1 protein-coding gene is annotated in these 942 nt (G+C 59.1%); it reads right to left on the reverse strand.

Annotation, left to right across the window (positions count from 1 at the left end; genetic code table 11):
• Window positions 1-223 precede the first annotated feature (223 nt).
• Window positions 224-772, reverse strand: a complete 549-nt coding sequence (locus KME75_RS41965) for a hypothetical protein (RefSeq protein ID WP_219420614.1) — start codon at window positions 770-772, stop codon at window positions 224-226.
• Between the last annotated feature and the right edge of the window lie 170 nt (window positions 773-942).

Below are 942 nucleotides of genomic sequence, written 5' to 3' on the forward strand. Positions count from 1 at the left end.
TCGTCCTACCCGTCCTTCCACTCGATACCGACCACCTCGGCGGAACGAGGTCGAAGGTACTTGCACAGATGAACCCTGTTTGCGTCATACGAGAGACTCGACACGCCGTGATCGTGACGTCACCACGAGCGGCCTTGACGTGCAGAAGATCTGCCGCGCCGCTGATACCGGCTCAGTTGTTCACTCGACCCCGGACGTTCGGGTACTCGTCCCGGCAACGCGTTCACGACATCTCGTCATCGATTGACCATGACCATCTGTACGTCGGCGCAGCGGTGGGCAGGTCCCGTTCGGAGCGACGCATCACCCGCTGGAGTTCCGTTCGCTTCTGCGACCCTGCTATCGAGAAGTCAACTAGTCCAAACGCCAGCGGTATGCTGCCGACCTGTTGCCACTCCTGCTCCGAAAGCAGTGTCTGTGCGGACGCCTTGAGGGTCGTTTCGCAGGGCTCTATGAGCTGGACAGCACCTGCCGCCACCCGTATTGAGGAAGCGGCATCGGGAGGCGCAGACCAGTCAATCTTGAGATCGGTCCACTCCGACTGACCGTCGAACCGAGCCTTCACCGATTGCTTGTACAGTGGCAGAGTGACAGGCTCGAATGCCTCAATGAAGACGCGTACGGCGAGATAGATAGGGCATCTCACTACCACTGAGCCATCGGCGCGCGTAGCGGTGCCATTCGCATATCGCCCATGGTTGGACAGTTCCAAGGCAAAGCTTATGGCCTCGAACCCGGGAAAGTGGATAGTTGGCCCGAGCATCCGGGCCAACTCATTCCGCCTTGCTGACCTTGTGCCAGTAGCAGACCGCCATGGAGGGTTATTCAGCGAAGCGTTTCGTTACGGTTCTGAGATCAACTTGCGCGTGTCGACAAGCGAGTGACGGTCCGATTCACGCGAGAATGGGTTTGCCAACACAAGCCCACGTGAACGGACCGTCG

The organism is Pseudonocardia nigra (assembly GCF_019396355.1).
Classification (GTDB): domain Bacteria; phylum Actinomycetota; class Actinomycetes; order Mycobacteriales; family Pseudonocardiaceae; genus Pseudonocardia; species Pseudonocardia nigra.